The 25,693-nt window shown below is 63.6% G+C and carries 27 protein-coding genes and 1 tRNA gene; 10 read left to right on the top strand and 18 right to left on the bottom strand.

All coding sequences use genetic code 11. From position 1 onward, the window contains the following. The first annotated feature begins 54 nt into the window (after positions 1-54). Both FJ419_RS17895 and FJ419_RS17900 read left to right on the top strand, forming a co-directional pair. Entirely contained in the window at positions 55-1,269 is a 1,215-nt protein-coding gene (locus FJ419_RS17895; protein ID WP_140696140.1) for a GNAT family N-acetyltransferase, read from the top strand. Between the two features lie 259 nt (positions 1,270-1,528). After that, on the top strand, positions 1,529-1,957 hold the full coding sequence (locus tag FJ419_RS17900; RefSeq protein WP_140696142.1) for an HIT domain-containing protein: 429 nt from the start codon (positions 1,529-1,531) through the stop codon (positions 1,955-1,957). Positions 1,958-2,047: 90 nt separating this feature from the next. On the opposite strand, the gene clpA is transcribed toward FJ419_RS17900, so the two are convergent. The 3 genes from clpA to FJ419_RS17915 form a co-directional block, all read right to left on the bottom strand. Beyond that, a complete protein-coding gene (gene clpA, locus FJ419_RS17905) occupies positions 2,048-4,513 on the bottom strand; it encodes an ATP-dependent Clp protease ATP-binding subunit ClpA (RefSeq protein ID WP_140696145.1) in 2,466 nt (821 codons plus the stop codon). Positions 4,514-4,519: 6 nt separating this feature from the next. Further along, positions 4,520-4,846, bottom strand: coding sequence for an ATP-dependent Clp protease adapter ClpS (gene clpS, locus FJ419_RS17910; RefSeq protein ID WP_036258315.1), 327 nt, complete (start codon positions 4,844-4,846; stop codon positions 4,520-4,522). Between the two features lie 277 nt (positions 4,847-5,123). Further along, the gene (locus FJ419_RS17915; protein ID WP_140545754.1) at positions 5,124-5,453 is read right to left on the bottom strand and encodes a phasin family protein; all 330 of its coding nucleotides are present in this window, start codon (positions 5,451-5,453) and stop codon (positions 5,124-5,126) included. Between the two features lie 288 nt (positions 5,454-5,741). On the opposite strand from FJ419_RS17915, the gene FJ419_RS17920 reads away from it, so the two are divergent. Then, positions 5,742-7,166: a D-alanyl-D-alanine carboxypeptidase gene (locus tag FJ419_RS17920; protein WP_140696148.1), complete on the top strand. Its 1,425-nt coding sequence runs from the start codon at positions 5,742-5,744 to the stop codon at positions 7,164-7,166. 43 nt (positions 7,167-7,209) lie between these two features. Here the strand turns inward: FJ419_RS17920 and FJ419_RS17925 are convergent, their stop codons facing one another. The 4 genes from FJ419_RS17925 to FJ419_RS17940 form a co-directional block, all read right to left on the bottom strand. Continuing rightward, positions 7,210-7,908: a molecular chaperone DnaJ gene (locus FJ419_RS17925; protein WP_095765344.1), complete on the bottom strand. Its 699-nt coding sequence runs from the start codon at positions 7,906-7,908 to the stop codon at positions 7,210-7,212. 123 nt (positions 7,909-8,031) lie between these two features. Next, the gene (locus FJ419_RS17930; protein ID WP_140545757.1) at positions 8,032-8,466 is read right to left on the bottom strand and encodes a DUF1489 family protein; all 435 of its coding nucleotides are present in this window, start codon (positions 8,464-8,466) and stop codon (positions 8,032-8,034) included. Positions 8,467-8,540: 74 nt separating this feature from the next. Beyond that, positions 8,541-8,831: a hypothetical protein gene (locus FJ419_RS17935; RefSeq protein ID WP_140696151.1), complete on the bottom strand. Its 291-nt coding sequence runs from the start codon at positions 8,829-8,831 to the stop codon at positions 8,541-8,543. 302 nt (positions 8,832-9,133) lie between these two features. Next, positions 9,134-10,537 (bottom strand): L-serine ammonia-lyase, encoded by a 1,404-nt coding sequence (locus tag FJ419_RS17940; protein ID WP_140696155.1) that lies wholly within the window; start codon positions 10,535-10,537, stop codon positions 9,134-9,136. A gap of 168 nt (positions 10,538-10,705) precedes the next feature. On the opposite strand from FJ419_RS17940, the gene FJ419_RS17945 reads away from it, so the two are divergent. Then, positions 10,706-11,425 (top strand): DUF599 domain-containing protein, encoded by a 720-nt coding sequence (locus FJ419_RS17945; RefSeq protein ID WP_140696158.1) that lies wholly within the window; start codon positions 10,706-10,708, stop codon positions 11,423-11,425. Here FJ419_RS17945 and FJ419_RS17950 read toward each other — a convergent pair. The 5 genes from FJ419_RS17950 to FJ419_RS17970 form a co-directional block, all read right to left on the bottom strand. Further along, a complete protein-coding gene (locus FJ419_RS17950) occupies positions 11,398-12,195 on the bottom strand; it encodes a YdcF family protein (protein ID WP_140696161.1) in 798 nt (265 codons plus the stop codon). The genes FJ419_RS17945 and FJ419_RS17950 overlap by 28 nt on opposite strands. A gap of 31 nt (positions 12,196-12,226) precedes the next feature. Further along, positions 12,227-13,792, bottom strand: coding sequence for an amidase family protein (locus tag FJ419_RS17955; protein WP_140696166.1), 1,566 nt, complete (start codon positions 13,790-13,792; stop codon positions 12,227-12,229). After that, entirely contained in the window at positions 13,792-14,250 is a 459-nt protein-coding gene (locus FJ419_RS17960; protein WP_140696169.1) for a GNAT family N-acetyltransferase, read from the bottom strand. The genes FJ419_RS17955 and FJ419_RS17960 overlap by 1 nt, the downstream gene beginning before the upstream one ends. A gap of 3 nt (positions 14,251-14,253) precedes the next feature. After that, positions 14,254-14,541, bottom strand: a complete 288-nt coding sequence (gene gatC, locus FJ419_RS17965) for an Asp-tRNA(Asn)/Glu-tRNA(Gln) amidotransferase subunit GatC (protein WP_140545764.1) — start codon at positions 14,539-14,541, stop codon at positions 14,254-14,256. 214 nt (positions 14,542-14,755) lie between these two features. After that, positions 14,756-15,463 carry a metal-dependent hydrolase gene (locus tag FJ419_RS17970; protein WP_140696172.1) on the bottom strand — a complete coding sequence of 236 codons (708 nt, stop codon included), beginning with the start codon at positions 15,461-15,463 and terminating at the stop codon, positions 14,756-14,758. Positions 15,464-15,579: 116 nt separating this feature from the next. Between FJ419_RS17970 and ruvX the strand changes: the two genes are divergently transcribed. Then, positions 15,580-16,062 carry a Holliday junction resolvase RuvX gene (ruvX, locus tag FJ419_RS17975; RefSeq protein WP_140696175.1) on the top strand — a complete coding sequence of 161 codons (483 nt, stop codon included), beginning with the start codon at positions 15,580-15,582 and terminating at the stop codon, positions 16,060-16,062. On the opposite strand, the gene FJ419_RS17980 is transcribed toward ruvX, so the two are convergent. The 3 genes from FJ419_RS17980 to FJ419_RS17990 form a co-directional block, all read right to left on the bottom strand. After that, positions 16,004-16,345: a DUF6105 family protein gene (locus FJ419_RS17980; RefSeq protein WP_140696178.1), complete on the bottom strand. Its 342-nt coding sequence runs from the start codon at positions 16,343-16,345 to the stop codon at positions 16,004-16,006. The two genes, ruvX and FJ419_RS17980, sit on opposite strands and share 59 nt — an antisense overlap. Next, positions 16,345-16,902, bottom strand: a complete 558-nt coding sequence (locus FJ419_RS17985; RefSeq protein WP_140696364.1) for a hypothetical protein — start codon at positions 16,900-16,902, stop codon at positions 16,345-16,347. Before FJ419_RS17985 ends, FJ419_RS17980 begins: the two co-directional genes overlap by 1 nt. Before the next feature lie 330 nt (positions 16,903-17,232). Continuing rightward, on the bottom strand, positions 17,233-18,861 hold the full coding sequence (locus tag FJ419_RS17990) for a DNA alkylation response protein (RefSeq protein WP_140696181.1): 1,629 nt from the start codon (positions 18,859-18,861) through the stop codon (positions 17,233-17,235). Between the two features lie 200 nt (positions 18,862-19,061). Here FJ419_RS17990 and FJ419_RS17995 point away from each other — a divergent pair, with 200 nt between their 5' ends. From FJ419_RS17995 to dprA, 4 genes are all read left to right on the top strand, one after another. Continuing rightward, positions 19,062-20,027, top strand: a complete 966-nt coding sequence (locus FJ419_RS17995) for an aspartate carbamoyltransferase catalytic subunit (protein ID WP_140696184.1) — start codon at positions 19,062-19,064, stop codon at positions 20,025-20,027. Further along, the gene (locus tag FJ419_RS18000) at positions 20,024-21,310 is read left to right on the top strand and encodes a dihydroorotase (protein ID WP_140696187.1); all 1,287 of its coding nucleotides are present in this window, start codon (positions 20,024-20,026) and stop codon (positions 21,308-21,310) included. The genes FJ419_RS17995 and FJ419_RS18000 overlap by 4 nt, the downstream gene beginning before the upstream one ends. Before the next feature lie 185 nt (positions 21,311-21,495). Next, a complete protein-coding gene (gene plsY / locus FJ419_RS18005; protein ID WP_140696190.1) occupies positions 21,496-22,077 on the top strand; it encodes a glycerol-3-phosphate 1-O-acyltransferase PlsY in 582 nt (193 codons plus the stop codon). After that, a complete protein-coding gene (dprA, locus tag FJ419_RS18010; RefSeq protein WP_140696193.1) occupies positions 22,074-23,201 on the top strand; it encodes a DNA-processing protein DprA in 1,128 nt (375 codons plus the stop codon). The genes plsY and dprA overlap by 4 nt, the downstream gene beginning before the upstream one ends. 31 nt (positions 23,202-23,232) lie before the next feature. Here dprA and FJ419_RS18015 read toward each other — a convergent pair whose 3' ends face one another. From FJ419_RS18015 to FJ419_RS18025, 3 genes are all read right to left on the bottom strand, one after another. Further along, positions 23,233-24,378, bottom strand: coding sequence for a hypothetical protein (locus FJ419_RS18015; RefSeq protein WP_140696196.1), 1,146 nt, complete (start codon positions 24,376-24,378; stop codon positions 23,233-23,235). A gap of 100 nt (positions 24,379-24,478) precedes the next feature. Further along, positions 24,479-24,685 (bottom strand): hypothetical protein, encoded by a 207-nt coding sequence (locus FJ419_RS18020; RefSeq protein ID WP_140545774.1) that lies wholly within the window; start codon positions 24,683-24,685, stop codon positions 24,479-24,481. Positions 24,686-24,844: 159 nt separating this feature from the next. Beyond that, positions 24,845-24,920: transfer RNA gene (locus tag FJ419_RS18025), tRNA-Lys, on the bottom strand. 292 nt (positions 24,921-25,212) lie between these two features. On the opposite strand from FJ419_RS18025, the gene FJ419_RS18030 reads away from it, so the two are divergent. Continuing rightward, entirely contained in the window at positions 25,213-25,668 is a 456-nt protein-coding gene (locus tag FJ419_RS18030) for a BA14K family protein (protein WP_140696204.1), read from the top strand. Positions 25,669-25,693 lie beyond the last annotated feature (25 nt).

Consider the following 25,693-nt stretch of genomic DNA (forward strand, 5'->3'; position numbering starts at 1 on the left):
CCGGGTGCCTCAAACGTGACTTGTAGCTGCCCCTGCGAAGCTTAAATAAGCCCCATGGATCAGGGCGACGAAGATGATGGACAGGCAGCGAATGCGGATTATGCGATCCGCATCGCGGCGGGTATCGGCGCCTTCACCTGCGAGGAATGGAACGGCTTTGCCGGAACCACGCGCGGCGACCAAGAAAACGGTTACAACCCGCTGGTTTCATTCGCTTTTCTAAGCGCACTGGAAGATTCCGGCTGCGCTGTCCGGCGCACCGGCTGGCAGGGTCATCACCTGCGGCTGGAAACCGCGCAAGGCAGGTTGCTCGGCGCCGTCCCTTGTTACCTCAAATCGCACAGCCAGGGCGAATATGTCTTCGACCACGGCTGGTCGGATGCCTTCGAGCGAGCCGGCGGCCGCTATTATCCCAAGTTGCAATGCTCGGTGCCGTTTTCACCAGTCACCGGCCCTCGCCTGCTGGTCGGCAAAGGCGAGAATGAAAGTGCGGTGAAGGCAGGACTGGCGGAAGGCCTGAAGCTGGTGACCGACAAGCTCGGCGTCTCGTCCGCGCATGTCACTTTCGCAACCGAGCCCGATGTGGCGACACTGGAAGCGGCGGGCTTCCTGCATCGCACCGACCAACAGTTCCATTTCTTCAACGAAGGCTTTTCGGCCTATGACGACTTCCTCGCCACGCTTGCCTCGCGCAAGCGCAAGGCAATGAAGAAGGAGCGCCGCGAAGCGCTTGCCGACGGCATCTCGATCGACTGGCTGACCGGCAAGGACATCACCGAAAGCGCCTGGGACGATTTCTTCGCCTTCTACATGGATACCGGCGGGAGGAAATGGGGGCGGCCCTATCTCAACCGACAGTTCTTCTCGCTGATCGGCGAGCGCATGGCCGACGACATCCTGCTGGTGATGGCAAAGCGGAACGGCCGCTACATTGCCGGCGCCATTAACTTCATTGGTTCCGACGCGCTCTACGGACGCAACTGGGGCTGCATCGAGGATCACCCCTTCCTGCATTTCGAGGTCTGCTACCATCAGGCGATCGATTTCGCCATCGAGCGCAAGCTCAAGGTGGTGGAGGCAGGCGCGCAGGGCGAGCACAAGCTGGCGCGCGGCTACCGGCCGGTGACCATGCATTCGGCGCACTACTTCTCGCATCCCGGTTTGCGCAACGCCGTCGCCGACTATCTCAGGCGCGAGCGACGCGAGGTCGAGCGCATGAGCGAATATCTCGAAGAGCACACGCCGTTCCGCAAGGATCTTGGGGAATAGGTCTCGCGGTCAGTGTGGCTTTCCGGCAGCACGGCGTGCCGTCAACAACAGCCGATAGTCCTGAGCGAATGACGCGGGCTTGATGCATGCCGACCAAAACTTCGCAGCGGCGAGAACGACATGCATGAAAACAGAGACTTAAGGCGCCTCGGCTGAATCCATTCCTTACGAGGCGCATTGTCGATCTCGCCTGAGCGCCTTGCCGCCCGTCGGCGGCTTCGCTACACCGGACGGTGAATGCAATTGGGAGTGTCACCCCATGGCCGAAGCCTATGATCCCGGCAACATCTTCGCGAAAATCCTGCGCGGCGAAATTCCGTCGCACCGCATCTACGAGGACGATGCGGTCATAGCCTTCATGGATGTGATGCCGCAAGGCATGGGCCACACGCTGGTGATGCCCAAGGCGCCGTCGCGCAACATGCTCGACGCCGATCCGGCAACGCTCGGTCCGCTCTTCGCGGTCGTCCAGAAGGTGGCCGTGGCAGTGAAAAAGGCCTTCGACGCCGACGGCGTCACCCTCATGCAGTTCAACGAATCGGCCTCCGGCCAGACCGTCTACCATCTCCATGTCCACGTCGTGCCGCGCTTCGAAGGCGTGCCGTTGAAGCCGCATTCCGGCCAGATGGAGAAGCCGGAGGTGCTGGCCGAGAACGCCGGCAAGATCCGCGCGGCGCTGGGAACCTGACCCAGTCTTCGACCCGGTGACTGCGCGCTGACCGCTCAAAAGAAAAGAGCCCCATTGCCGGGGCTCTTTTGCATTTCACATGAAGGCCGATCAGCCTTTGCGCGGCAGTTGCGGCACAAGGCTGCGTTTGTTGCCGTCCTTGCCCTTCGGCTCCGGCTTCTGCGCCACGGCCTTCTTGGGCGCCGGCTTCTTGGCCACCGTCTTCTTCGGCTTCGGCGAGTCTTCCGGCTCTTCCTTCTTCGGCTGCACGGGCGACTCGTCGGCAAGCGATTCGAGCTTCAGGCCGGACTCGCCGGTTTCCTTCTTCTCGACGGTGACGCGCACCGTGCCGCCCTTCTTGAGCTTGCCGAACAGCACTTCGTCCGCCAGCGGCTTCTTGATGTGCTCCTGGATGACGCGGCCGAGCGGACGCGCGCCCATGCGCTCGTCATAGCCCTTGTCGGCCAGCCAGGCGATCGCGTCCGGCGACAGGTCGAAGGTGACGCCCCGCTCGGAGAGCTGGGCCTCGAGCTGCATGACGAACTTCTGCACCACCTGATGGATGACCGGCACCGGCAGCGAACCGAACGGGATGATCGCGTCCAGGCGGTTGCGGAACTCCGGCGTGAACAGCCGGTTGATCGCCTCGACGTCGTCGCCCTCACGCTTGGTCGAGCCGAAGCCGATTGCCGCGCGCTGCGCGTCCGAGGCGCCAGCATTGGTGGTCATGATCAGGATCACGTTGCGGAAGTCGATCTGCTTGCCGTTGTGGTCCGTCAGCTTGCCGTGGTCCATCACCTGCAACAGGATGTTGAACAGGTCCGGATGCGCCTTCTCGACCTCGTCGAGCAACAGCACGCAATGCGGATGCTGATCGACGCCGTCGGTGAGCAGGCCGCCCTGGTCGAAGCCGACATAGCCGGGAGGCGCGCCGATCAGCCGCGAGACGGTGTGGCGTTCCATGTATTCCGACATGTCGAAACGGATCAGCTCGACGCCGAGCGAGGCGGCAAGCTGCTTCGCCACTTCGGTCTTGCCGACGCCGGTTGGCCCTGAGAACAGGTAGGAGCCGATAGGCTTCTCCGGTTCGCGCAGGCCGGCGCGCGCCAGCTTGATCGCCGAGGTCAGCGCGGTGATGGCCGTATCCTGGCCGTAGACGACGCGCTTCAGCTCGATATCGAGCCCCTGCAGCACCTTCTCATCATCTGCCGAGACCGTCTTCGGCGGGATGCGTGCCATGGTGGCGATCGTCGCCTCGATCTCCTTGATGCCGATCGTCTTCTTGCGCTTGGCTTCCGGCACCAGCATCTGCGAGGCGCCGGTTTCGTCGATCACGTCGATCGCCTTGTCCGGCAGCTTGCGGTCGTTGATGTAGCGCGCCGACAGCTCGACCGAGGCCTTGATCGCCTCGCTCGTGTAGCGGACCTTGTGGAACTCCTCGAAATAGGGCTTCAGGCCCTTCATGATCTCGATGGCGTCTTCGATGGTCGGCTCGTTGACGTCGATCTTCTGGAAGCGCCGCACCAGCGCGCGGTCCTTCTCGAAGAACTGGCGGAACTCCTTGTAGGTGGTCGAGCCGATGCAGCGGATGGCGCCGGACGACAGCGCCGGCTTCAGAAGGTTCGATGCATCCATGGCTCCGCCCGAGGTGGCGCCGGCCCCGATCACCGTGTGGATCTCGTCGATGAACAGCACCGCGCCCGGATAGTCCTCGAGCTCCTTGACGACCTGCTTCAGCCGCTCCTCGAAGTCGCCGCGATAACGGGTGCCGGCCAACAGCGTGCCCATGTCGAGCGCGAAGATGGTGGCGTCCTGCAGCACTTCCGGCACATCGCCTTCGACGATGCGCTTGGCGAGGCCTTCGGCGATCGCCGTCTTGCCGACGCCCGGATCGCCGACATAAAGCGGGTTGTTCTTGGAACGGCGGCACAGCACCTGGATGGTTCGGTTGATCTCGCTGTCGCGACCGATCAGCGGATCGATCTTGCCGGCCCGGGCCTTGTTGTTGAGGTTGACGCAGTAGGCCGTCAGCGCGTCCTGCTGCTTCTTCTTGCCGCCCTCTTCCTGCGGCTCGGCGCCGTTCTGGCCGCCCTGCTCGTCCTCGGCGCCGCGCGGCGTGCGCGATTCCGAAGCGCCCGGGCGCTTGGCAATGCCATGCGAGATGTAATTGACCGCATCGTAGCGGGTCATCTGCTGTTCCTGCAGGAAATAGGCGGCGTGGCTCTCGCGCTCGGCGAAGATGGCGACGAGCACATTGGCGCCGGACACTTCCTCGCGGCCGGACGATTGCACATGGATCACGGCGCGCTGAATGACGCGCTGGAAACCTGCCGTCGGCTTCGAATCCTCGTCGTAGCCGGTGACGAGGTTGTCGAGCTCGGTGTCGATATAGGTGAGAACCGTATGCTTGAGCTCGTCGAGATCGACGTTGCAAGCGCGCATGACGGCGGCCGCCTCGGTGTCGTCGATCAGGGCGAGCAGCAAATGTTCGAGCGTTGCATACTCATGATGCCGCTCGTTGGCGAATGTCAGCGCCTGATGTAGCGCCTTTTCCAAGCCTTGGGAGAAAGCCGGCATGTTACCTCACTTCTTCTCCATCACGCATTGCAGCGGATGCTGATTCTGTCGGGCGAAATCCATGACCTGGGACACTTTGGTCTCGGCCACCTCGAATGTGTAGATACCGCACTCGCCCACTCCATGATTGTGAACATGAAGCATGATGCGTGTGGCGGCTTCGCGGTCCTTTTGGAAAAAACGCTCCAGGACGTGAACGACGAACTCCATCGGGGTGTAGTCGTCGTTCAGAATAAGGACCCGGTAGAGACTGGGCTTCTTGGTCTTGGTTTTGGTGCGCGTGATGACAGCGGTGCCGCGACCGGGATCGTTGCGGTCTCCGTCACTTTGCATTCGCACCACGCCTGCCGTGGCAGTCAAACCGATCGTCACGTAGTCCAGCCTTTTCGAATCCTCATGCGAGTTCAACATGTAGGTTCTCGATGGACGATTTTAAGCCCTTCTGTTTAGCTGACAATATGGCTAGGTGGGCAAACCTCAGCGAATTTCTCAATCGTGAATGCGGCAAGGTGCGTCAGGTTGCGATCTCGCATGAAAAAACCCGGCCGCGTTTCCGCGACCGGGTGCTTTTGATTGGCCCGCTGGCCGTGTCCGGTATGACCGGGCGAAATTACTTCGCCTTGGCGACCACCGATTCGAAGGGCTTGTACGCTTCCTTGGCGAGCTCGGCATAGAGATTGCCGATCTTGCTGGCCTCGGCCACGAAGCTCTCATAGCTCTGCTTGGCGTAATCGGTCTGGATCTCGACGGCCTTCTCGACGGACTTGGCCGCGAACAGCTTCTCGAAGGCGGCGGTGCCGGCTTCGAAGCTCTTCTTGGTGTATTCGCCGGCTTCGGTGGCGATCGCCTGCGCGCCCTTGGTGAGCGAGGCGAAGCTCTTCAGCCCGGTGTCGGCAAATTCCTTGCCGTATTTCGTGAAGTCCTCATAGGTCTGGGTCATTTCATACTTCCCTTTGGTTGAAACGCCCTTTTTGCCCCGGGCGCCCTTGTGCAATGCACCTCAATATATTGTGCGATGCACAAAAGTCAAGAATCCCTTGGCATGCAGGGGGTCCAGCGCCGGCGGCCGGTAAAATTCGATTAAAGAGAAGCTCGATTTGCCGAAAAATGGTGAACGCGGCGGTTACCATAAACGGATTGGTAACGCTGGGCGCGATAGCTTGGCCGGAAGTGAGGCCGGCACTCCCTTTGCCGCCTCCGGGGCAACGAAAATTCAGGGTAAGTAACGGTGCGTCAGGCGTTGTCGGGGCTGGTCTCCAAATCTTTCTCCCTCAAGGCAATCATGATCGCCGCGCTCGCGATGACGGTTGTCGTCGCCGACGTGGCGTCGGCAATGGCAGCGAGATCCTCGGCCATCGTCGTGGACGCCAAGACCGGCAAGGTGCTCTACTCCGCTGACGCCAATGGCCGGCGCTATCCCGCCTCGCTTACCAAGATGATGACGCTCTACCTCACCTTCGAAGCGCTGGCGAAGGGCAGGATCAGCAAGAACACCCCGGTTCCGTTTTCCGCTCATGCCGCCGCCGAGGCGCCGACCAAGCTCGGCGTGCGCGCCGGCGGCTCGGTTCCGGTCGAGACCGCGATTCTGTCGATCGTGACGAAATCCGCCAACGACTCGGCGACCGCGCTCGGCGAGATGCTTGGCGGCAGCGAAGACAATTTCGCCCGCATGATGACGGCCAAGGCGCGCCAGCTCGGCATGAACGGCACCGTCTTCCGCAACGCCAACGGCCTGCCCGACCCGGGCCAGTTCACCACCGCTCACGACATGGCGATGCTGGGCATCGCGCTCCGCGAGCATTATCCGCAATATTACGGCTATTTCTCGCAGCGCTCGTTTCTCTACGGCCGTCAGCGCATCAACGGCCACAATCGTCTGCTTGGCCGCATCAGGGGCGTCGACGGCATCAAGACCGGGTACACCCGCGCTTCAGGCTACAACCTCGTCTCCTCCGTTGCCGATGGCGACCGCCGCCTCGTCGCGGTGGTGATGGGCGGCGCTTCCGGCCGCAGCCGCGACAACCAGATGGCCGCGCTGATCAACACCTATCTGCCGCGCGCCTCGACGCGCGGCGGCGGCGATCTCATCGCCAAGGGCAACGACAATTCGATCAAGACCTTGGCCAATGTCTTTTTACCCAAACATGACGCGCCGACTCCGGACGCCAAGCCGGCTACGGATGACGCCGTCGTCGCCTCAGCCGACGATGACGTCCAGGACGACAGCCAACAGGTCGCCGAAGAGACGAAACCGGTGATCCAGATCAAGAAGGTGAAGACGGTTGCCGTGGCCGCGATGGCGCCGCCCGCCAAAACCGAGGAAGCCTCGTCCCAGGTTGTCACCGCCTATGCCGACCCGGCGCCTTCAGCACCGGCGATCGATCCGGTCAAGACATCGTCGGTGCCCTCCGGCTGGGTCGTTCAGGTTGCATCGTCGCCGACGAAAACCGGAGCCCAGGCGCTGCTCGAAAAGACGAGCAAGCAGGCGCCGAGGGTCCTGGCGGACGCATCGGGCTTCACGGTCGCTTTCGACAAGGACGGCACCACCTACTACCGCGCCCGTTTCGGCGGCTTCGGCTCGAAGGACGCCGCCTGGAAGGCCTGCGACGCCCTGAAGCGCAAGAAAATCTCGTGCTACGCCGTCGAGCAATAGGCGGCTGTTGAAATCTCCGGGAAAGTACCCGCGTCGAAGGAGACTAATCGTGATTGGAGAGCAGGACGTCCTTGGCTTCATTGATCCGCGCCGCCAGGACAGACGTGCCGCCGACATCGGCGTTCAGGCGCTGCATCAGGCGGCGGTGCGCCTTGCGGATATCCGCCGCGGCAGCCCCCGCTTCAAGACCAAGGACCTTGTAGGCCTCCTCCTTAGTCATGGAGCCCGCACCTGGCGCAACACCCAGCCCTTCGCCACCGTGCGGCTGCGCGTCCTTGCGCCAGACGGGAAAACGGCCGTCAAGATACGTCTCTAGGAGCTGGCGGCTCTCCATATCCGGGCTGAGCTCGCCATGAAGCTGGCGCAGGTCCGTCAGCCCCATTGCTCCCAGCATCTTGCCTTCATAACGCCCGGCAAGGACAAGCCCCTCAAGCTTGCCGCTGTCGTGGTCGAGGTCCATTTCGAGCGCGGCGGTGCGCACCGTCGAATGTTTGGACGCGGCGGCGCGCGCCGGAGGCCGTCTCGTGCGTATCCAGCCGACCCAGGCCAGCGCCGCGAGCAAAAGCAGTCCACCGATAAGGCTGCGGCCAAAGATCAGCATCGGCGCCCCGACAAGGCCCAGAAAAGCCGGTCCAAGCGATCTCAGACTGTCGGCCATCCTTGCGGGATCAGCACGCACAAAGAGCATGGCGGCACCGAAAAGCACCACAAGCACCGCTGCCAAAGCGAGGATCACACCCATCGGGTAGCACCGCCATACGGATGACCGAGCATAACAAATAGGATGGGACCAAGGTCCGGCGCTTGCAAGTCCCACATCGAACGAGCCGAAGGGCCAGCGGCGGGCTTGCCGGCCGGCGCGGCGCTACAGCAGGCCGAGTTCGGCGAGTTCGAGCCTCAGCTTGGGCGGCATTTCGGCGAGTGCCGCCCTGCCCTTGCCGAGATCGGCCGGTGCGTCGGCGGGCTTCAGATAGCGCCAGCCCTGGAAGGCGCGGCGCGGCTGCCAGTCGGTGCGCACCACCTCAGGATCGAGCATGAGATGACAACGGCCGATGCCCTCGCCGTCGACGAAGGGCCGGATCTCGGTGATCAGTTGCCGGCACTGCACGCTGCCCTTGATTACCCAATAGAGCGAGCCGCCATCGGTGATCTCATCGCCGCGCGTCGGCACCATGCGGGTGGTGTGCCAGTGCTCGGCCGGCTCGCCGGCACGGCGCCGCTCGTCGAGGCGGAAGGCGATCCACTCTTCGAGATCCTCGACGCTGTCGCAACCGACGCACAGTTTTAGCAGATTGAGCATGGTCGCAATCTAGCGACGGCGTAGTGGGGGTTCAACGCCTCGGGCGGTTTTGCACAGGCAAGAAAGGCTGTCGCTCAAGAGGCTTGCATCGCCGTCTCGAGGCCCTTCTCCCTGCAAATTTCGTGGAAGATCGCCAAAGACTTCGCCCCTTCGACATAGAGCTGCTCGACATCCTGCGCATAGAAGTCGGCGCCGCCAGCAAGTCCAAGAAACTCGCCTCTCAACATCCCGATTTCAGGATCGAATGCCGTCGTAGCCTTATGGCCGTCGATCCCGATGATGGCCCCATGGTTTCTTAGCATAGAAGGTGACGGATCGGATGATGGTTGCGCTGGTAGTTTGGCCTTGGAGGTCTGCCGAAACACCCATCGCTCGTCATCCACGGGCGGAGCAAGGAGCGAAGCGACGCGCGCAGACCCGAGAATCCCTGCCGTGACGCAGACCGTAGAACGCAGCGGTCGCGAATAGCTTTCGCCAGACACCCTCGTCGAACTTCGTGTCTGCACCGTGGTAGCGCGTGCAGGTAACGGCATGGATTCCAGGGTCTGCGCGCGTCGCTTCGCTCCTTGCTCCGCCCTAGAATGACGACATTCGGAGCGACTTGACCAATCTCGAGTTTTTCAAAGACGCAGGGAAAACGTGGAAAATCTTGGCTGCGAACCCCTGTTCAGCACTCCACCACATTGACCGCCAGGCCGCCGAGGCTGGTTTCCTTGTACTTCTCGTTCATGTCGAGGCCGGTCTGGCGCATGGTCTCGATCGCGGCGTCGAGCGGCACGAAATGTGTGCCGTCGCCCTTGATGGCCAATGATGCGGCCGTCACTGCCTTCACCGCCCCCAGCGCGTTGCGCTCGATGCAGGGCACCTGCACCAGGCCTCCGACCGGATCGCATGTCATGCCGAGATGATGCTCGAGCGCGATCTCGGCGGCGTTCTCCACCTGCTCGGGCGTGCCGCCCATGACGGCGCAAAGCCCGGCGGCGGCCATCGCCGAAGCGGAACCCACCTCGCCCTGGCAACCGACTTCGGCGCCCGAGATCGAGGCGTTGGATTTGATGATGCCGCCGACGGCGGCGGCCGTCAGCAGGAAGTCACGGATGCTCGGCTGGTCGGCTTCAGGATGGAAATGCAGCCAGTAGCGCAGCACTGCCGGCAGCGTGCCGGCGGCGCCATTGGTCGGCGCCGTCACCACGCGCCCGCCGGCGGCGTTCTCCTCGTTGACTGCCATGGCGTAGATCGACAGCCAGTCATTGGCGAGCAAGGGATTTGGCCTGTTTTGCTGCCACTGTTCCTGCAATTTGTCGTGCAGCTGCCGCGCGCGGCGGCGCACCTTCAACCCACCCGGCATGATGCCGTCCTGCGACAAGCCGCGATCGATGCAACCCTTCATCGCGCCCCAGATCGCGTCGAGGCCTTCGTCGAGCTCCTCGCGCGACATATGCTTTTCCTCGTTGGCGCGCTTCATCTCGGCGATCGAAAGCCCACTCTTGGCCGCCATGGCCAGCATCTCGACGGCGTTCTTGAAGGGGTACGGCACGTTCTTGCCTTCGGTCGTCACGGAACTCTTGGCCTTCATGCGCTGCAGCTCTTCCTCGGAAACGACGAAGCCGCCGCCGATCGAATAGTAGATGCGCTTGAGCAGCAGCCGGTCGGAAGCATCATAGGCATAGAAGGCCATGCCGTTGGCGTGGCCGGCCAGCGGCGTCTTGCGGTCGAGCACGAGGTCCCTGGCGGGATCGAAGCGGTATGTCGGATGCCCGGGCGGCGAAATGCGCTTCTCCGCGCCGATGTGGGCGACGATGGCGTCGGCTTCGTCCGGATCGACCGTTTGCGGCGTCTGGCCGGCCAGGCCGAGGATGACGGCACGGTCCGAGCCGTGGCCGATGCCGGTATAGGCAAGCGAGCCGTGCAGGCTGGCGCCGATGCGGTCAACCTTGACGCCGGCGGGCCGGGGCCAGTCGCCGGCCAGGATCTCGTCGAGGAAGCGACGCGCGGCCGTCATCGGCCCCATCGTGTGCGAGCTCGATGGGCCGATGCCTATCTTGAACAGGTCGAAAACCGAAAGGAACACTGGGGCGTTGTCTCCTGAGGACTGCTCAAAGCATACATATAGGAATTCCCGGGATGTTTCCGCTGTTTTGCATGGCGCGGAGCGGCGGCTGCCGACCTTGTTTACTCCACCAGCGACATCGCTTGCCGCCTGTCGAAGTGCCGGCACCCCCTGTGTTAAAAGCAGTGGATGGGCGATTCACTTCATCTTTCGGCGGCCGATCTGGCGGCGCTGGCTTTCTTCCTGGTCGTCTGGGTTGCGCACACGCTCGCCTCGGACGGCAAGCTGGTCCGTCGCATGTCGCTGACCACGGCGATGAACGCCCAGCGCGAAGCCTGGATGCGCAACATGGCCGAGCGCGAGATTCGGATCGTCGACACCGCCATCATGGGCGGCCTGCAGCAAGGCACCGCCTTCTTCGCTTCTTCTTCTCTGATCGCGCTCGGCGGCTGCTTTGCCCTGCTCGGCGCCTCCGACCGCGTGCTTGAGGTTCTGGCCGGCCTGCCCTTCGGCGCGGCTCCGTCGCGCGAAGCCTTCCAGACCAAGGTGTTCGGCCTGGTGCTTGTCCTGGCCTTCGCCTTCTTCAAATTCGGCTGGGCCTATCGCCTGTTCAACTATTGCTCGATCCTGATCGGCGCCGTGCCGACCCCGCATGGCCCGGCTTCGCGCAACCCGGTCAGCGAAACGGCGGTGTGGCGGGCGACGCGCATGAACGTGCTTGCCGGCAAGCACTTCAACTCCGGACTGCGCGCCGTCTTCTTCTCGATCGGCTATCTCGGCTGGTTCGTCGACCCGGTCGTCTTCGTGATATCGACGCTGGTGCTTCTGGCCGTGCTGGTGCGCCGCCAGTTCTTCTCGGCGGCGCGGCAAGCCGTGCTCGGTCAGCCGCCCGGCCCGGGAAAGAGCTGATCGATCTTGCCGGACAGCCTGTAGGCGAAAAGCCCGATCCACTCGCGCACTGCGATGGTGGTCGCCTGCACCGAATCGACCGGATTGTCGCGGTAGAGGCCGACGCCTTCCCTGCCCGAGGTGCGATAGTCGACCGGCCACGGAATGGTCGCAAAACCCGCCTTGTCGAACAGCGCCTTGGCGCGCGGCATGTGGAAAGCCGAGGTTACCAACAGCCAGGTCTCACCCGGCTTCGGCTCGACCAGTTTTCGCGAGAACACCGCATTCTCGTAAGTGTTGCGGGATTTATCCTCTAGGATCAGGCGATCGGCGGAAACGCCTAAAGCGCCGAGCAGCCGCGGCGCCGTGTCGGCATCGCCCTCGCCGTCGAGAAAAAGCGAGCCATTGCCGCCCGATACGACGATCTTCGCTTGCGGAAAGCGCCTCGCAAGGATCGCTGTCTCCACCATGCGGTCGCCGCTGCTGTTCAGCTCGTAACCGCCGCGCGCCAGATTGATGGCGCCCTCGAAGCCGCCGCCAAGCACGACGATGCCGTCGACTTTTTCCGGTAGAGGCAGCTTGGGAAAGCGTTCTTCGAGCGGATTGAGCATCATCGCGCCGACCGACGTCCAGGCCGAAAGGACCAGGATCGTGACGCCGAGCACGCTACCCGCGGCCGCCAGCCGCCGGCGCCCAAACAGCGCTGCCAGCAGGCCGGCGAGCAACAGGAAGATCGCCAGGTTGATCGGTTGTATGAAGAACCAGAGAATCTTGGAAAGATAGTAGAACATGCATCGCCCCTTTTTCAGATGAGGGGCGCCGCTACCACCACTTCTCCGGCTGGAACCTGCCCGCCGCCTGCTCGATGACGTTGGCCGTCTGGAACAGCGTCTCCTCGTCGAAGGGGCGGCCGATCAGCTGCAGGCCGAGCGGCAGGCCTTTGCCGTCGAGGCCGGCCGGCACGGAAATGCCGGGAAGGCCGGCCATGTTGACCGTCACGGTGAAGATGTCGTTGAGATACATCTTGACCGGATCGGAGGCCATGTCCTCGTCGGCGATGCCGAAGGCGGCCGATGGCGTCGCGGGCGTCAGGATGACGTCGACGCCGGCTGCAAAGACGTTCTCGAAGTCGCGCTTGATCAGCGTGCGCACCTTCTGCGCCTGCAGATAGTAAGCGTCGTAATAGCCCGCCGACAGCACATAGGTGCCGATCATGATGCGGCGCTTAACCTCGCGGCCGAAACCGGCGGCGCGGGTCTTCTCATACATGTCGACGATGTCCTTGCCGGGCACGCGCAGGCCGTAGCGCACGCCGTCATAGCGGGCGAAGTTCGACGAAGCCTCGGCGGGCGCCACGATATAGTAGGCCGGCAAGGCATATTTGGTGTGCGGCAGGGAGGTGTCGACGATTTCCGCGCCGGCGTCCTTCAGCCAGGCGATGCCTTTCTGCCAGAGCGCCTCGATGTCTTCCGGCATGCCGTCGACACGATACTCCTTCGGAATGCCAACCTTCATGCCCTTGATCGGCTTGCCGATCGCCGCCTCATAGTCCGGCACCGGACGGTCGACCGAGGTCGTGTCCTTCGGATCGACGGAGGCCATCGACTTCAGCAGGATCGCGGCGTCGCGCACATCGCGCGCGATGGGTCCGGCCTGGTCGAGCGAGGAAGCGAAGGCGACGATGCCCCAGCGCGAGCAGCGCCCGTAAGTCGGTTTGATGCCGACCGTGCCGGTCAAGGCGGCTGGCTGGCGGATCGAGCCGCCGGTATCGGTGGCGGTGGCGCCGGCGCAAAGGAAGGCGGCCACCGACGAAGCCGACCCGCCCGACGAGCCGCCCGGCACCAGCTGGGCGTTGTCCAAGGTCCGCGCCGTCTTCGTGCCGCCGGCGGACACAAAGCCGCCATCGCCTTGATGCGTCGTCGGCATGACGACCGTATCGACACGCGAGCGTCGCCACGGATTGATCACCGGGCCGTAATAGGAGGTCTCGTTGGACGAGCCCATGGCGAACTCGTCCATGTTGAGCTTGCCGAGCATGACGGCGCCGTCGGCCCATAGATTGCTCGTCACGGTCGACTCGTAGTGCGGCTTGAAGCCGTCCAGCACGTGGCTGCAGGCCTGGGTGTGGATGCCTTCGGTGGCGAACAGGTCCTTGATGCCGAGCGGAATGCCTTCCAGCGCGCCGCCCTCGCCCGTGGCCAACCTGGCATCGGAAGCCTTGGCCATGTCGCGCGCCTTGTCGGCGGTCACAGTCACATAGGCATTGAGCACGGGATTGGCGCGCTCGATCGCCGCGAGATAGGCCTCGGTGATCTCGGCCGCGGTGATCTCCTTGCCGCGCAGCTTGGCGCGGGCCTCGGAAATGGTGAGATGTGTGAGATCGCTCATCAGGCAAGGCTCTTTTCGTAAAACACCGACCACTCGGAATCGGGATAATCCAGCACCGGTCCGCAACGCGAGAATCCGGCGCGCTCATAGACGGTCCAGGCGGCGAGGTGCCGATCGCCGGTCTCGAGGACCAGGCGCTTCAGCCCTTCCTGCCGGGCAAGCGCCTCGACACGTGCGACGATCTCGGCGCCGATCTTGCGGCCGCGATGCGACGGCCGCGTGTACATACGCTTGATCTCGCCGACCGCATCGTCATGGCGCTTGAGCGCGCCGCAGCCGACGGCAAGGCCGTTGTCGCGGGCGATGAACACCGTCGTATGCTCGTTGGCCATCTGCTCGACGGTGAGATGGTAGCAGTGCTCGGGCGGCGTCAGTTCGAGCAGCGCGGCGTTGAGTTCGGCGACCAGCGCGCGCACGTCGTCCTGCAAAGGCGTCTCGACGGCGATCTCGACAGCCACGCTCTACTCCACCACCTTCGGAACGAGGAAGAAATTCTCTTCCGTCGCCGGCGCGTTGGCGACGATGTCGGCGGCCTTGTTGCCGTCGGTGACGGCATCCTGGCGCTTCTTCATCTCCATCGGCGTGACCGAGGTCATCGGCTCGACGCCCGAAACATCGACTTCGTTCAATTGCTCGACGAAGCCGAGGATGGCGTTCAATTCGCCGGTCATGCGCTCGGCGTCCTCCTCGCTCACCGCGATACGGGCAAGGTGCGCGACGCGCTTCACGGTCTGAAGATCAACGGACATGTTCTATCGCCTCGGGAAAACCAATTCGGGCTATAGCGGCGCGGCGCTCAGCGTGCAACACGGATCATGCCGGTTCGATCGCCATGCGGTCGCTCCCCGGCGCTTACGCGGCAATGCCACGCCCTCGCAGTGATAATGGCTGCCACGGTTTGCCGGCCTGTCTGCAGCGTATCTTTTCCTGGCTTGGGAGCAGAGCTCTTCCGACGCAAAGAACCTAGATCGTGATCGCCTTGCCGATGTCCGGCAGCGCCACGTTTACGCCCGAGCCTTCCATGCCCGCGACGAACTTGTCGGCGGTCTGGTCGATCATCGAGAAGGTGCCGAAATGGCAGGGAACGACCGTATCGAAGCCGAAGAAGCGGCGGCAGGCAAGGCCCGCCACAGCGCCGCCCATGGTGAAGCGGTCGCCGATCGGCACGATGCCGATCTTCGGTTCGTGCAGCTCGTTGATCAGCCCCATATCGGAGAAGATGTCGGTGTCGCCCATATGGTAGAGCGTCTTGTCCTCGGGAAAGTGCAGGACAAGCCCGCCCGGATTGCCGAGATAGGTGTTCGTGCCGCCCTCGCCGCCGAAGGAGGACGAGTGCAGCGCCTGGACGAAGGTCGTGGTGAAAGGGCCGCAATCGACGGTGCCGCCGATATTGCCCGGATTGATCTTGTCGCCGCTGACGCCCTGGCCGACGAGGTACATGCAGATCTCGAAATTGGCGACCAGCATGGCGCCGCTTTTCTTCAGCACTTCGACCGCGCCGCTGACATGGTCGTTGTGGCCATGAGTCAGGAGAACATGGGTCACGCCTTCCGCCGGCCCTTCCCAGTCGCCCGTCCAGGACGGATTGCCGACCAGATAGGGGTCGATGAGAATGGTGGCGTCCTTGGTCTCGACGCGGAATGCCGAATGCCCGTACCAGGTCAGTTTCATCAATGCTTCCTCGATTTCTCCGTTGCCGGAAGATAGAACGCTAGTCGCAAATTGAAAGTGGCGCCCCTCCTCCTAAACGTCAAAAGGATGTGACGCCTGGATATCAGGAAAAGCCGTTGGGCATTATTTCAATCGAGGAACTGCCGGAGCGGCTTGCCGGCGGCAAGACGCTCGCCGGGCTCGATCTCGGCGACAAGACGATCGGCGTGGCGGTTTCCGATCGCGGGCTGTCCTTCGCCCATCCGCGCCCGGTCATCCTGCGTAGGAAATTTTCGCTGGATGCCGCCCAATTGCTCGCTCAGCTCGACAAGGACAATGTCGGCGCCTTCGTGCTCGGCCTTCCGGTCAACATGGACGGCTCCGAAGGACCCCGAGCGCAAAAATCCCGCGCCTTTGTCCGCAACATGGCGCCGCTTTCCGACCTGCCCTTCGTGCTGTGGGACGAGCGGCTGTCGACGGTTGCGGCCGAGCGGACACTGATCGAGATGGATTTCTCGCGCAAGAAGCGCGCCGGCAAGATCGATTCGGCGGCCGCCGCCTTTATTCTGCAGGGAGCGTTGGACCGACTTCAGTCGTTGGGCCGAGCCGATCGGAGCTGATATCGCTCTGCCGGCGCTGTCTGATCCATTCGGCGATGTTGTGCCGGCGCCGGAAGGCCCAAAGCCCCATGAGCAGGAAAAAGTCGAAAACGCAGGTCCGCGCTACCATGCCCGGGATGATAGCCGGATCGATGCCAAGCATCTGGCCGTAGAGCTGGAAAGCGAAATCGTGCACCTGTCGGCTCAGCATCGCATAGCCGAAATTCATGTCGTTGGCCGACAGGAAGAACCATCCCCAGAAGATGGCCATCGGAGCAGCCCAGAGCGTGAATATCGTGCGCATCAGCGCCTGCCTCCAGGCTTGTTTTCCGGGCGGCCGGATATGCGGGAAAGAAGCGAGCTGTGCGCGGCTCCCATCGCCATGCGCGAGGCGGCGCGGATATCACCCTCGGGCAAGTGCATTGCGGCGAAGGTGGAGCGGCGTTCAGCCAGCACGGCGATGTAGGAGGCAAGCAGCGCCGTCATCTGGATGGCGACGATCATGAACAGGCCGTCTATGCCTTGCGCCACGCCGCCGATGAGGATCAGCGAGAGCAGGAAAGATGCCGAGATGAAGGCGATCCGAGCCACGCTCTCGCCCGCGTCCGGCCTTGCCGCCGCGTTCAGCAGCGTTTCGACGAAGGCCCAGCAGAACAACACCGCGACGATCAACAACGCGATCGAAAGCGGCGCGACCACGGCCGCATTTTCAAACTGCGGAAACCGGTTGCCCCGGACGGAGAGGCCAAGCACGCCGAGAGCCGTCGCTATGCCGCGGCTATCGTCCATGCAGACATAGGCAAGCAGGGCGAAAACCACCGCCCAATGCAAGGCCAGAACTGAGCTCAACACGTGCCGCATACGTTTCCCGCTGGCGGAGTTCGGGGAGGTCATGGTTAACCCTTCCCTACTCCAGCAAAGTGGAGAGTGGGCTTTGCAACGGCTCGCCGCAACGGAAACCATTTGTTAAGGTTAACAGCTATCCACAGATCGGCAAAATGCCCTTTAATGCATGTCGCCCAGAAGTGCGCAGCGGTTCCGGGACAACGACATGCATCACAACAATGACTTAAAGCGCGTCGCCCGAATCCGTTTCGGCGCGATGCGCCTCCGGCATGATGGCGAAAAAGCGTGAAGCGGTTTTCGGATGACGTGATGCTCAATCTCTCGATTTAGAGATTTAGAGGCGGATCAGGTCACCGGCGGATAGAGCGTGTCGATGATCATGCGTGCGTCGTGGCGCGAATCGAGCATGCCGTAGGTGGTGCGCCACTGGCCGCCGAGACGCGTTTCGACGAAAGCGTCGGCGATCCGCCCTGCCCCCAGCCTGCGCAGCTCCGCCGCCGCGGCCGAAAGCGCCAGCTGTTCGGTGAGCAGGCGCGCCGAGCCCTGGTCAGTCGCGGCGACCTGCATGGCCGCTTTCAGCACGCCGATGGTGCCGCGCCCGCCGGTGCCGAGATCGCGGTCGATGCCCGTCAGCACCTCCTCGAACAGGCCGGGCGCGCGGCCGAGCACGCGCAGCACGTCGAGCGCCATGACATTGCCAGAGCCCTCCCAGATCGCGTTGACCGGCGCCTCCCGGTAGTAGCGGGCAAGCGGCGCTTCCTCGACATAGCCGTTGCCGCCAAGGCATTCCATCGCCTCGTAAAGCAGCTGCGGCGCGATCTTGCAGACCCAGTATTTGACGACAGGCGTCATGGCGCGGGCAAAGGCCGCCTCGCCGCGATCGCTTGCCGCCTCGTCGAAAGAGCGCGCCAGCCGGAACGACAACGCCGTGGCCGCGGCGACGTCGAGCGCCATGTCGGCCAAAACCCGCTGCATCAGCGGCTGGTCGATCAGGTTGGAGCCGAACACCTGGCGATGACGCGTGTGATGCACGGCCTCAGCGAGGCCCGCCCGCATCAGCGCCGACGAAGCGACCGCGCAGTCGAGCCTGGTCAGCGTCACCATGTCCATGATCGTCTTCACGCCTGCGCCCGGGTCGCCGACCATCTCGCCGATCGCGTTGACAAACTCCACCTCCGACGAGGCGTTCGAGCGGTTGCCGAGCTTGTCCTTCAGCCGCTGGAAGCGGAAGCCGTTGCCGGAACCGTCGCCCAGGATGCGCGGCACGAGGAAGCAGGACAGCCCCTCCGGAACCTGCCCGAGCACCAGGAAGGCATCCGACATCGGTGCCGACATGAACCATTTATGGCCGGTCAACCGGTAAAAACCGCTGCCGGTACGCTCCGCCCTGGTGGTGTTGGCGCGCACATCGGTGCCGCCCTGCTTCTCGGTCATGCCCATGCCGAGCGTCAGCCCGGTCTTTTGCACCGGAGGCTTCTGCGTCTGGTCGTATTTGCGCGTCGTCACGCGCGGCGCCCATTCGCGGAAAAGCTTCGGGCTTGCCATCAGCGCCGCCAGCGAGGCGCTGGTCATGGTGATGGGGCACAGATGCCCGGTCTCGAGCTCGGCGGTGAGGTAGAACCGTGCCGCCCTCACCTGATGGCGGCGGCCGATCTCGGCATCGCCGTTTTCCCATACCGAAGAATGCAGACCGCCGGCGATCGAGCGGCGCATCAAGGCGTGATAGGCCGGATGATATTCGACCAAGTCGAGGCGGCGGCCCTGGCGGTCATGGGTGCGCAATTTCGGCATGTCGGTGTTGGCAAGCCGGGCAAGCTCCTGCGCTTCCTGCGTCATCACGAACCGGCCAAGCCCGTCGAGATCCTTGCGAACGGGGTCGGAAAAACGCTCGGCTAGCTGGATGAGCAACGGATCGCCCCGCCATGCATTGCCGCCTGCCAACGGCGGCGGCTGGTTGATCACCTCGTCGGTCACGCCCAATCCTTCAGTTGCCCAATCCTTCAGTTGGCCGAGAGGTTCTTACCATTTCCAAGCCCGCGGTCGCGAATCCGAAGCCACCGGGCCTTATAGCCCAAGCCACGGAAGGCGCGCGACGAAAATACCGGGGAGAACGCTCGCAATCCAAAGCTGGCGCTTGCGGCAGGCCGGACCGCACCCTATAGCAGCGCCTTGAGATGACCGACGCTTCGTCCCTGCCGCTCTTCCCTCACCGCCATCTTCTGGGCATCCGCGATCTTTCCCCCGCCGATATCGAGCTGTTGCTCGATCGGGCCGACCAGGCGGTGGCGATCTCGCGGCAATCGGAAAAGAAGACCTCGACGCTGCGCGGCCGCACCCAGATCAACCTGTTCTACGAGGCATCGACCCGCACGCAATCGTCCTTCGAGCTCGCCGGCAAGCGTCTCGGAGCCGACGTCATGAACATGTCGGTGGCAAGCTCCTCGGTGAAGAAGGGCGAGACGCTGATCGATACGGCGATGACCCTCAACGCCATGCGGCCGGACATCCTGATCATCCGCCACCAATCGGCGGGCGCGGCTGCGCTGCTGGCCCAGAAGGTCGGCTGCTCGGTGGTCAATGCCGGCGACGGCGCGCATGAGCACCCGACGCAGGCGCTGCTCGATGCGCTGACCATCCGCCGCGCCAAGGGGCCGCTGTCGAAGCTGATCGTGGCGATCTGCGGCGACATCCTGCATTCGCGCGTCGCCCGCTCCAACATCATGCTTCTGAACGCGCTCGGCGCGCAGGTGCGCGTCGTCGCGCCCTCGACATTGCTGCCGTCCGGCATCGACAGGATGGGCGTGATCGTGTCGCGCTCGATGGCCGAAGGCCTCAAGGACGCCGACGTGGTCATGATGCTGCGCCTGCAGCGCGAGCGCATGGAAGGCGCTTTCGTGCCGTCGATCCGCGAATATTTCCGCTATTTCGGCCTTGATGCCGAGAAGCTGAAAGCCGCCAAGGACGATGCGCTGGTCATGCATCCCGGCCCGATGAACCGCGGCGTCGAGATCGCCTCCGAGATCGCCGACGGACCGCAAAGCGTCATCCAGGAACAGGTGGAGATGGGGGTCGCCGTGCGCATGGCGGTGATGGAAGCGCTGCTTGATCCGCGCCGCAACCATGAGGGGCGCGGCGCATGAGCATGACCGTGTTCAGCAAGGCGCACATTATCGACCCCTCGCGCGGCGTCGACGAGATCGGCAGCGTCATCGTCGACGGCCGCAAGATCGTCGCGGCCGGGAAAGCCGCACTGAACCAGGGCGTGCCGGAAGGCGCCGCCGTCGTCGACTGCGCCGGCAAGACGATCATTCCGGGCCTTGTCGACGCGCGCGTCTTCATCGGCGAACCAGGCGGCGAGCATCGCGAGACCATCGCTTCGGCCAGCGTCGCCGCGGCGGCGGGCGGCGTCACCTCCATCGTCATGATGCCGGATACCGATCCCGTGATCGACAATGTGGCGCTGGTCGAGTTCGTGCTGCGCACGGCACGCGACACCGCTAGCGTCAACATCTTCCCGGCGGCCGCGATCACCAAGGGCCTCGAGGGCCGCGAGATGACCGAATTCGGCCTGCTGCGCGAGGCCGGCGCCGTCGCCTACACCGATGGCCGCCACACGATCGCCAATGCGCTGGTGATGCGCCGGGCGCTGACCTATGCGCGCGATTTCGGCGGCGTCATCGCGCACGAAACGCAAGATGCCAACCTCGCCTCGTCCGGCGTGATGAACGAAGGGCTCTATGCGAGCTGGCTCGGCCTGTCGGGCATTCCGCGCGAGGCGGAGCTGATCCCGCTCGAACGCGACCTGGCATTGGCCCGGCTGACCGGCGGCGCCTATCACGCGGCAAAAATCTCGTCGGCGATGGCAGCCGGCGCGGTGGACCGGGCAAGGACGGACGGCGCCAATGTCACGGCCGGGGTCGCCATCCATAATCTGTCGCTCAACGAGAACGACGTCGGCGAATACCGCACCTTCTTCCGGCTGACCCCGCCCCTGCGCGCCGAGGACGACCGGCTGGCGATGATCGAGGCGATCAAGGACGGCACGATCGACATCATCGTCTCCTCGCACGACCCGCAGGACGTCGATACCAAGCGCCTGCCCTTCGCCGACGCCGCGGCCGGCGCCATCGGTCTTGAGACGCTGCTTGGCGCAGCACTTCGGCTCTACCACAATGGCGACGTGCCGCTGCTGAGGCTGATCGAGACGCTGTCCACGGCGCCGGCCAGACTGTTCGGCCTGCCGGGCGGCACGCTGAAGCCAGGCGCGCCGGCCGATCTCGCGGTCGTCGATCTCGACGCGCCGTGGATCGTCAGCGAGAGCGGTCTGCGCTCACGCTCCAAGAACACCTGTCTCGAGGGCGCGCGCCTGCAGGGCAAGGTCCTGCAGACGATGGTCGCGGGCCGCACAGTGTTTTCCGCATAAGCCACCGCATCGCTTGAGGCCTGCTCAGCCTGCCCGGCATAGACTTGCTTGGCGAACCCTCCCGACTCTACCATTATGATAAATTCACGCCCAAGAGGGCCAGCACTTGCAAGCCATGGTTGCATCGGGCACAGTGTATCAATCATAAGACGAGCTACCGAAGCGACAGGAAATATGGGGAAACAATGAGTTACGCGATCGCGCTCGTCTTCGGCTATCTGCTCGGCTCGATCCCGTTCGGGCTCCTGATCACCCGCGCGGCAGGGCTCGGCGATGTCCGCCAGATTGGCTCCGGCAACATCGGCGCGACCAATGTGCTGAGGACGGGTAACAAGGGCCTTGCTGCCGCCACACTGCTGCTCGATGCGCTGAAAGGCACTGCCGCGGTGCTGATCGCCGGACATTTTTCACCGGACTTCGCACTGTCGGCCGGCTTCGGCGCCTTTCTCGGCCATCTCTTCCCGGTCTGGCTCGGCTTCAAGGGCGGCAAGGGCGTCGCCACCTATCTCGGCGTGCTGCTTGGCCTTTCCTGGCAAGGCATGCTTGTCTTCGCCGTCGTCTGGCTCGCGATGGCCTTCCTGTTCCGCTATTCCTCGCTGGCGGCGCTGGCGGCCGCGGTAGTCGTGCCGATCGCGCTCTATTTCATCAGCATGCCGCAGATCGCCGGCCTGTTCGCGCTGATGAGCCTGATCGTCTTCATCAAGCACCGCGCCAACATCTCGCGGCTGCTCGCCGGCACCGAGGGCAAGATCGGGGCGAAGGGATGAGCGCCCTGGCTGCCGGCCCGCGTCTCAGCGATCGGCAGCGGCTTGCCTGGCTTCGCCTGATCCGCACGCCCAATGTCGGCCCGGCGTCGTTTCGCGAGCTGATCAACCGCTTCGGCTCGGCCGAAGCCGCGCTTGAAATGCTGCCGGAGCTGATGATCTCCGGCGGCGCCAAGCGCATCGTCCGCATCCCCTCCATCGCCGAGGCCGAAGCCGAGCTGGACGCCGCCCGGCGCGCCGGCGCCCGCTTCATCGGCATCGGCGAGGCCGATTATCCGCCCTTGCTGAAGACCCTCGATAATCCGCCGCCGTTGCTGGCGGTAAAAGGCGAAGGCGCGGTCTTCCGCTTGCCGGCGGTGGCGATTGTCGGCGCTCGCAATGCCTCGCTGGCCGGCATCAAGATGGCGCGCATGCTGGCGGCCGATCTCGGCCGCGACGGCTACGCCATCGTTTCCGGCCTGGCGCGCGGCATCGACACGGCCGCGCACAAAGGCAGCGTTTCGACCGGCACAGTCGGTGTGCTGGCCGGCGGGCTCGATGTCCCCTACCCGCCTGAAAATGCCGGCCTTTGCGATGAGATCGCCGATCGAGGCGGCGCCATCGTTTCCGAGATGCCCTTCGGCTGGCAGCCGCGCGCCCAGGATTTCCCGCGCCGCAACCGCCTGGTCGCAGGAATGGCGCTTGGACTGGTGGTGGTCGAGGCGGCGCAGCGCTCCGGCTCTCTGATCAGCGCGCGCCTCGCCAACGAAATGGGCCGGCTGGTCTTCGCCGTGCCGGGCTCGCCGCTCGATCCGCGCGCTGCAGGCTGCAACGCGCTGCTCAAGGACGGCGTCACGCTGGTCACCGAGGCCGCCGACGTGCTCGGCGCGCTGGCGCCGCTTGCCGGCACCCGGCTTCCAAGAACCGCCCCACTTGCCGAGGCGCCCGACACATCAACCATGCCGCCGCCAGGCGAAAACGACCGCGCCGATGTGCTGGAAGCGCTCGGGCCCACGCCGACAGGCATAGACGAGATCATCCGCCACACGGGACTGAGCGCCGCGCAGATTGCGATGGTGCTCCTGGAACTCGACCTTGCCGGACGGCTCGAGCGCCACGCCGGCGGAAATGTGTCGCTGATCGCGTGACCTGGCGCGTTTACCCGCAACGCTGATTTCCTTACCGGAACAGATATTTGGACACTTCCGGATTGCCGCGGCGCCACATCACGTTGTCGAGGAAATAGTGGTGCACATTGATGAAGATCAGCACGATGAAGAAGAACAGCGACGAACCGAGCACCTGCTTGTCGTAGGGAACCAAGGCGGTCAGCACGAACGGGATCAGCCAGAAGCCGAGATAGCCAAGCGCCCCACCCCCGATGATGAATCCCAGCACCCGCAACCGATAGCGGGGCCCGAGCACGGATAGTATCTTTGGTTCCGGATCCCGCGCGGCATCCAAAACGTCACGCTCGACATTGGTCTGATAGCGCCACACCACGGCCAGATATTGCAGCGAGTGCAACGCCGGCACCACGAGCAGCCAGAGCGGGTTTATCCTGGCGATCAGGATCCAGAGATAGAGCGAGGCGACATAGGCCACGATGCCGTTGTAAGGCAGTCCGCCGCCATTCCTTCGCCAGCGGTTGATCAGCATGAAAAGCGTGGCCGCCGTCGATCCGACGGCCGCCAGCACCGCAATGTCGGTGATCCAGGACGGTGCCGCGAAGGTGTAATATTGAAGGCCGTAATACTGCCCTTGCGTCACGGCCGTATTCGTCTGCAGCCAGGCCAGGATCCACACCGCATAGCTGTTGACGAGCAGCACCTTCTTGTCCCGGTCGTCGAAGAATTTGCGCTTCAACACGGCGTCGACCATCAGCATGCCGTAGCCTTGCTTGACGTAGTGCCAGCCGACGAAAAAGAACATCGCGTTGGCCGCGAAGCCGAGCAGCCGCGTGTTCGACGTCGCCGCGCCATAGGCAAAGAACAGCGCCATGACCACTGGTACGATGACGCCGGCGAAAATGTAGCGAAGCTGCAGGCTTCTGTCGTAGCCCTCGCCACGCGCCTTACGGCCAAAATTGCGGTAGAAAATCTGGTAGGAGTGGGCGAAATGCGGATAGTTCACCACATAGGCTACGGCGACCATCGTCGCGGCCAATGAGCCTTCATACTCGCGCGGCACCAGGAACAGCAGTGGCAGGATCAGAAACGCGCTGCCGCCGAGCATCAGGAAATCGGCGACCGGGCCGAAAAGATATCTGCCCGGCGGCGTCGCCGCCTTGGGCGCCTGCGCATCTGCCGAAAGGTCAAGTGCCATCCTGGAGCCTCCCTCGGAGGCGCCGAGTTTAACCACGACCCCATCCAGGGACAAGTTTGCCCGTGACCGACACGCATTGCCTTGGGGAAAGTCACCCCCCTCAAGGCAAGGCAGCCCGGGCGATCTTCATCAGCCGTTTTCTGGCTTCTGCCACGCGCTTCTGTTCCGACCGTATGCGGTCGCACAGGACAAGGTTGATCCCCACACCACAGTCCTCGTCCAGCATTTTCTTTGCGTGATTGAGAGAAGTCTCCGCGCGTTTTACGCTCTGCCTGGCCCTGGCCAGTTCCAAGTTCAGTACGTCCACTGTATCCGCATCCCAGATTGCGGTCCCTTCAACAGGGAAACAGCCGCGCATAAGTTTTTGTTCCGATTGCCGGAGACGCAGACAAATGTGCTGCTTCGATCGCCCCGGACATGGAAGCGCCCGTGGGTCGGATCTCGCATCTATTTGGGTTAAAAATTTTGGTGAGCGCGATGGGATTCGAACCCATGACCTACTGATTAAAAGTCAGTTGCTCTACCGGCTGAGCTACGCGCTCCCGTGGGCTCGGAACGCCGCCCTCGAAATTGCGCGGAACATAGGGAGAGTGCCGCGGCCGGTCAACCGGAAAAAGACGGGCTTCCAAGGCGGGTTTCTTGAACGGATTCGAAGGGGCGCCGAGGGGGGAACGGCTTTCGATGCCTGCGCCAATGGCCCGGCTTGGGGCTGCTTCAGAAAGCCCTACAATAACAATGGGCTGAAACAATGGGCTGATGGTGGAACGGGAACCATTGCAATCCGGGCCCGTTTCGCAAACAGGACGTCCCCACCAACCATCGAGGAGAAGATCAATGAACAAGATCGCATCCGGCCTGTTGGCAACCGCTCTCTCGGCGTCGTTCGTCGCGGCGGAGATGGTGCCGGTCAACGCTCAGCCAGCTTATGTACCGCAACCCCAGGGCCTGTCGTCAGATCTCCAGACCGTGCAGTATCGGGATTGGAGAAGGCACCGCGGCTTCAACCGCGATTTCTCGCGTCGTGGTGACGCTGTCTACTGGAACGGCCATCGCGGCTATCGTGAGTATCGCCGCGGCTATCGCCGGCATGGCGACTATTGGTTCCCGCTGGCAGCTTTCGCCACCGGCGCGCTGATCACCGGCGCCATCGTTAACAGTGAGAACAACCGCGTGTATCGCGGCAACTCGCACGTGCAGTGGTGCTACGACCGCTACCGCTCCTATCGCGCCTCGGACAACACCTTCCAGCCTAACAACGGCCCCCGTCAGCAGTGTGTTTCGCCCTACTGACGGCCTCCAGTCAGTACCCAGGGCC

The organism is Mesorhizobium sp. B2-6-2 (assembly GCF_006440615.1).
Taxonomy (GTDB): domain Bacteria; phylum Pseudomonadota; class Alphaproteobacteria; order Rhizobiales; family Rhizobiaceae; genus Mesorhizobium.